Origin of the sequence: Cellulomonas sp. RIT-PI-Y (assembly GCF_025642745.1) — a bacterium.
Classification (GTDB): Bacteria; Actinomycetota; Actinomycetes; order Actinomycetales; family Cellulomonadaceae; genus Cellulomonas.
In genome coordinates, this window is sequence record NZ_JANZKP010000089.1 from 1 (window position 1) to 5,064 (window position 5,064).

The window sequence follows — 5,064 nt, forward strand, 5'->3', positions numbered from 1 at the left end:
AGTAGTCGCGAGTCGTTGCGGCGGAGTGTCCGCGTGTTGCCGGGACGTAAAATCTATCTGTGACAGGTAATGCGCTAGCCTGAGCCGTGTGACCGACCTCCTGCTGCGAGACACCCGTCTGATCGACGGCACCGGCGCGGACCCGCGCGAGCGCGTCGACGTCCTGGTCGCCGACGGCCTGATCTCCGCCGTGGCCCCCACCGGCACCCTGCCCACCGGCGAGCGCCTGCGGGTGGTCGAGGGGCGGGGGCGCACGCTGCTGCCCGGCTTCCTGGACTGCCACGTGCACGTGAGCACGTTGCCGGCCAAGGACCCGATGGCGGACGTCCTGGCCCCGGAGTCGCTGTTCGTCCTGCGGTCGGTGCCGCACCTGTCCGCCACCCTGGACGCCGGGGTGACCACCGTCCGCGACCTGGCCGGTGCCGACTCCGGCTACCGCTCCGCCGTCGAGCTCGGCCTGATCCGCGGCCCGCGCCTGCGGATCGCGATCCGGATCCTGTCCGTCACCGGCGGTCACGGCGACTGGCGCACCGTCGAGGGCGTCGCCCTGGACACCGGTCCGGGCGCCGGGGCGATCGCCGACTCGCCCGCCGAGTTCGTCCGGGCGGTGCGCGAGGTGCTGCGGCAGGGTGCCGACTGGGTCAAGGTCGCCGCGACCGGCGGGATGGGCAGCCCCGCCAGCCACCCCGAGTCCGGTGGCCTGTCCGGACCCGAGCTGCGTGCGGTGGTCGAGGAGGCCGACCGGCACGGCGGGGTCGGGGTCGCCGCCCACGCCCAGGGGGCGGCCGGGATCGCCGCCGCCGTCCGCGCCGGGGTGCGCAGCATCGAGCACGGCTACCAGATCGACGACGCCACCATCGACCTGATGGGGGAGCGCGGCACCTGGCTGGTGCCGACGCTGTCCACCCTGACCCGGCCGCTGTCGGACGGCCTGGCTCCCTGGGTCGCCGCCAAGCGCCGCACCATGAAGGAGGCGGCGAGCGAACGCCTGCACGCCGCCCTCACCGCCGGGGTCCCGGTCGCGCTCGGCACCGACGCCGGGATCGCCCCGCACGGCACCAACCTCACCGAGCTCGCCCTGTTGGTCGAGCACGGCCTGACCCCGATGGCCGCCCTGGTCGCGGGGACCTCCGGGGCCGCCCGGATGCTCGGCCTGGAGGATCAGGTCGGCTCCGTCGTCCCCGGCCTGCGCGCCGACCTGGTGCTGACCGAGGTCGACCCGCTGACCGACATCGCCGCCCTCGCCGACCCGGACCGGATCGACCTGGTCGTGCAGGACGGCCGCGCCGTCAAGGAGCTGCGATGACCGCCGAGTCCGCCCCGCGCCGCCGCGGACGCCCCCGTTCCGTCCCGCGCACCGACTCCGGCCTGTCCACCCGGGAGGAGATCCTGGCCGCCGCCGCCCGGTTGTTCGGCGACCAGGGCTACACCGAGACCACCACCCGGCAGATCGCGGACGCGGTGGGCATCAAGCAGGCGTCGCTGTACTACCACTTCCCGGACAAGAGCCAGATCCTGCGCTCCCTGCTCAAGGGCACGGTCGCCCCGTCGGTGCAGTGCGCCGCCTGGCTCCGGGACCGCACCGACGACCCCGCCGTCGCCCTGGCCGCGCTCACCCGGTACGACCTGGACGGCCTGCTCCGTGACCGGTGGAACCTGCACGTGGTCTACCGCCTGCTCGACATCGCCGAGACCGAGTTCGTCGAGACCCGGGAGAGCCAGGTCGCGCTGCGTCGGCACTACCGCGAGCTCTCCGCCGCCACCCTGGCCCGGCAGGGCGTCGACCCCGCAGGGCTGCCGGACGCCGACCTGGAGCTGGCCTTCGGGCTGGTCGAGGGGATCATCGCCCAGCGGCAGTGGGGGGACGACGGCTCCCGGGTGGCGTACGCCGAGGCCGTGGTCCGCGGCTGCCTGCGGCTGGTGCACGTGCCGGAGGCCGGGATCGCGGCGGCGGTGGACGCGGGGGTGGCGCTGGCGGCGCGGTTCCGGGCGGAGACCGGCGAGGACTGACGGTCGCCCCGCTGCCGCGGGCGCGGCACCATGTCCCCATGCCCGCCACCACGGACGACCCGCTGGTCCTGCCCGACGTCGCCGCCTGGCGCGCCTGGCTGGACGTCCACGAGTCGACCTCGGACGGCGTGTGGCTGCTGCTCGCCAGGAAGGGCACGACCACGCCGACCAGCATCTCCGCCGTGCAGGCGCTGGACGAGGCGCTGTGCTCCGGCTGGATCGACGGCCAGCGACTCGGCCGGGACGACACCACCTACCTGCAGCGCTACACCCCGCGCCGGGCCCGGAGCCTGTGGTCGGCCCGGAACGTCGAGCACATCGCCCGGCTCACGGCCGCGGGGCGGATGCGATCGCCGGGTCTGGCCGAGGTCGCCGCCGCACGGGCCGACGGCCGCTGGGACCGGGCCTACGCCGGGCAGGCGACCATCGAGGTGCCGCAGGACCTGACCGACTCCCTGGCCGCGGTCCCGGGGGCCGCCGAGGCCTTCGCGGCGCTGTCCCGCGCCGAGCGGTACTCGGTCCTGCACCAGGTCGTGACCGCCGTGACACCGCGCACCCGGGCGGCCCGGATCGCCCGGTGGACGGCCCGTCTCGCGGACTGATCGGCCCGTGCGCGTTCTCACAACCGCGGAATCGGGCATCCGGGCGATCCGAGGACCTAGAATCCTCAGCGTGAGCACCCAGGACGCAACCCCGAACGAGGCCGCGGAGCAGACGGACGTCGCACCGCTGGACCTCGACATCCCCACCAAGACCGAGCAGAAGCCCGCCGACCCGGAGGCCCGCCCGGCCCGCCGCGCCGTCGTCGCCGAGGACGAGGCCCTGATCCGGATGGACGTCGTCGAGACGCTCCGCGAGGCCGGCTTCGACGTCGTCGGTGAGGCAGGCGACGGCGAGCAGGCCGTGGCGCTGGCCACCGAGCTCACGCCGGACGTCGTCGTGATGGACGTCAAGATGCCCGTCCTCGACGGCATCTCCGCGGCCGAGCGGATCGCCAAGGCCCATCTGGCCCCCGTGGTCCTGCTGACCGCCTTCTCCCAGACCGAGCTGGTCGAGCGTGCCCGCGACGCCGGTGCGATGGCCTACGTGGTCAAGCCGTTCAGCCCGGCCGACCTGCTGCCCGCCGTGGAGATCGCGATCTCCCGGTACGCGCAGATCAGCGCGCTGGAGTCCGAGGTCGCCGACCTCGCCGAGCGCTTCGAGACCCGCAAGCGGGTGGACCGGGCCAAGGGCCTGCTGATGACCAAGATGGGCCTGTCCGAGCCGGAGTCCTTCCGCTGGATCCAGAAGACCTCGATGGACCGTCGTCTCACCATGCGTGAGGTCGCGGACGCCGTGATCGACCAGGTCGGCGGCGCCTCCTGACCCTCGCCTGACCCCTGGTGCTCAGCGCGGAGCCCGACCCGTCCACCCGACGGGTCGGGCTTCGCGCGTTCCCGGGGCGACACGTCACGAATCGGCAACAACCCTGGATGAGACACGGCGGACACACGCGTGACACACGTCACGCATAGCGTCGCGCCCACTCGACCGGCGGACGTCACCGCCGGGCGTCCTCACGACAGGGGTACCCGCATGACTCGAACGACACATGCCGTCCAGGCGGCCGCCCTCGCCGGCGCCGTCGCACTCGTGCTCACCGCATGCAGCAGCTCCGACGACAGTTCCGGCGGTGAGACCGGTTCCGGCGACGCCAGCCCGCTGGTGGTCGGCACCCTGCTGCCGCAGACGGGCACCCTCGCCTACCTCGGTCCGCCCGAGGTCGCCGGTGTCGACCTGGCGGTCCAGGAGATCAACGAGGCCGGCGGTGTCCTCGGCTCCGACGTCGAGGTGGTGCACGCCGACTCCTCGGACGCGGACCACGCCGAGGTCGCGACCCAGTCCGTGACCGACCTGCTGTCCCAGGACGTGCAGGTCATCATCGGTGCCGCCTCCTCCTCGGTCACGCTGAACGTCATCGACGACATCACCGGTGCGGAGGTCGTCCAGATCTCCCCGGCGAACACCGCGACCTCGCTGTCCGGCTACTCGGACTACTACTTCCGCACCGCCCCGCCGGACACCGTGCAGGGCGCGGCGCTCGGCAACCTGATCACCGGGGACGGTCACGCGAACATCGGCATCCTGGTGTTCAACGACGACTACGGCACCTCGTTGCGCGACGTGGTCAAGACCACCGTCGAGGACGCGGGCGCGACCGTCGTCTACGGCAACTCCGGCCAGGAGTTCGACCCGGCGGCGTCGTCCTTCGCCACCGACGTCACGGCGCTGATGGCCACGGACCCGGACGCCGTGGTGGTGCTGGCCTTCGAGCAGACCAAGCAGATCATCCCCGAGCTGGTCGCGGCCGGCGTCGACCCGTCGACCATCTACATGGTGGACGGGAACACCGCCGACTACTCGGCCGACTTCGAGCCCGGCACGCTGGAGGGCGCCCAGGGCACCATCCCGGGTGCGTTCCCCAGCGACGACTTCCAGGCACGGCTCAAGGAGGTCGACCCGAACCTCTCCGACTACGCCTACGGTCCCGAGTCCTACGACGCCACCATCCTGGCCGCGCTGGCCGCGGTGAAGGGCGGTGCCACCGACGGCCCGACGATCCAGGCCAACATGGCGGCGGTCTCCGGCGCGGACGGCGGCGAGGAGTGCAAGACGTTCAGCGACTGCGTCGCCCTGATCGAGGACGGCTCGGACATCCAGTACGTCGGTCAGGCCGGTATCGGCCCGTTCAACGAGGACAACGACCCGTCGTCCGCGTTCATCGGGGTCTACCAGTACGGCGCCGACAACAAGAACGTCTGGGTCAAGGCGGTGGAGGGCACCGTCGGCGAGTGACCCGCTGACCGCACGACGGACGGGCCCGGGGCGTACGCCCCGGGCCCGTCCGTGCGCTCGTGCCGTGCCGCTCCGCTCTGTGTGTTGCGCTCGCGCCGCGCCGGGCCCGTCTGCGTGCGCGCTCGCGCCGGCGCGGCCCCGTGTCGTCCTCCTGCGCTGCCCTGCGTCGCCCAGCCCGCCCGCGCACGACTCCGGCGTCGAGAAGCCACGGACCGTCGC

General features: G+C 73.2%; 5 protein-coding genes. All 5 read left to right on the plus strand.

The genetic code is table 11. From position 1 onward, the window contains the following. Positions 1–88: 88 nt before the first annotated feature. The 5 genes from OGL89_RS16655 (at position 89) to OGL89_RS16675 (ending at position 4,845) form a co-directional block, all read left to right on the plus strand. The gene (locus OGL89_RS16655) at positions 89–1,306 is read left to right on the plus strand and encodes an amidohydrolase family protein (RefSeq protein WP_263121294.1); all 1,218 of its coding nucleotides are present in this window, start codon (positions 89–91) and stop codon (positions 1,304–1,306) included. Next, positions 1,303–2,010: a TetR/AcrR family transcriptional regulator gene (locus OGL89_RS16660; RefSeq protein ID WP_263121295.1), complete on the plus strand. Its 708-nt coding sequence runs from the start codon at positions 1,303–1,305 to the stop codon at positions 2,008–2,010. Before OGL89_RS16655 ends, OGL89_RS16660 begins: the two co-directional genes overlap by 4 nt. A gap of 38 nt (positions 2,011–2,048) precedes the next feature. Continuing rightward, entirely contained in the window at positions 2,049–2,612 is a 564-nt protein-coding gene (locus tag OGL89_RS16665; RefSeq protein ID WP_263121296.1) for a YdeI/OmpD-associated family protein, read from the plus strand. A gap of 139 nt (positions 2,613–2,751) precedes the next feature. Further along, the gene (locus OGL89_RS16670; protein ID WP_263121298.1) at positions 2,752–3,375 is read left to right on the plus strand and encodes a response regulator; all 624 of its coding nucleotides are present in this window, start codon (positions 2,752–2,754) and stop codon (positions 3,373–3,375) included. Between the two features lie 210 nt (positions 3,376–3,585). Continuing rightward, complete coding sequence (locus tag OGL89_RS16675) at positions 3,586–4,845, plus strand: ABC transporter substrate-binding protein (protein ID WP_263121297.1); 1,260 nt, start codon at positions 3,586–3,588, stop codon at positions 4,843–4,845. Positions 4,846–5,064 lie beyond the last annotated feature (219 nt).

Bases quoted from the DNA above. Each gene is read 5' to 3' on its own strand.
- OGL89_RS16660 (WP_263121295.1), top strand. From the start codon at position 1,303: ATGACCGCCGAGTCCGCCCCGCGCCGCCGCGGACGCCCCCGTTCCGTC.
- OGL89_RS16665 (WP_263121296.1), top strand. From the start codon at position 2,049: ATGCCCGCCACCACGGACGACCCGCTGGTCCTGCCCGACGTCGCCGCC.
- OGL89_RS16675 (WP_263121297.1), top strand. From the start codon at position 3,586: ATGACTCGAACGACACATGCCGTCCAGGCGGCCGCCCTCGCCGGCGCC.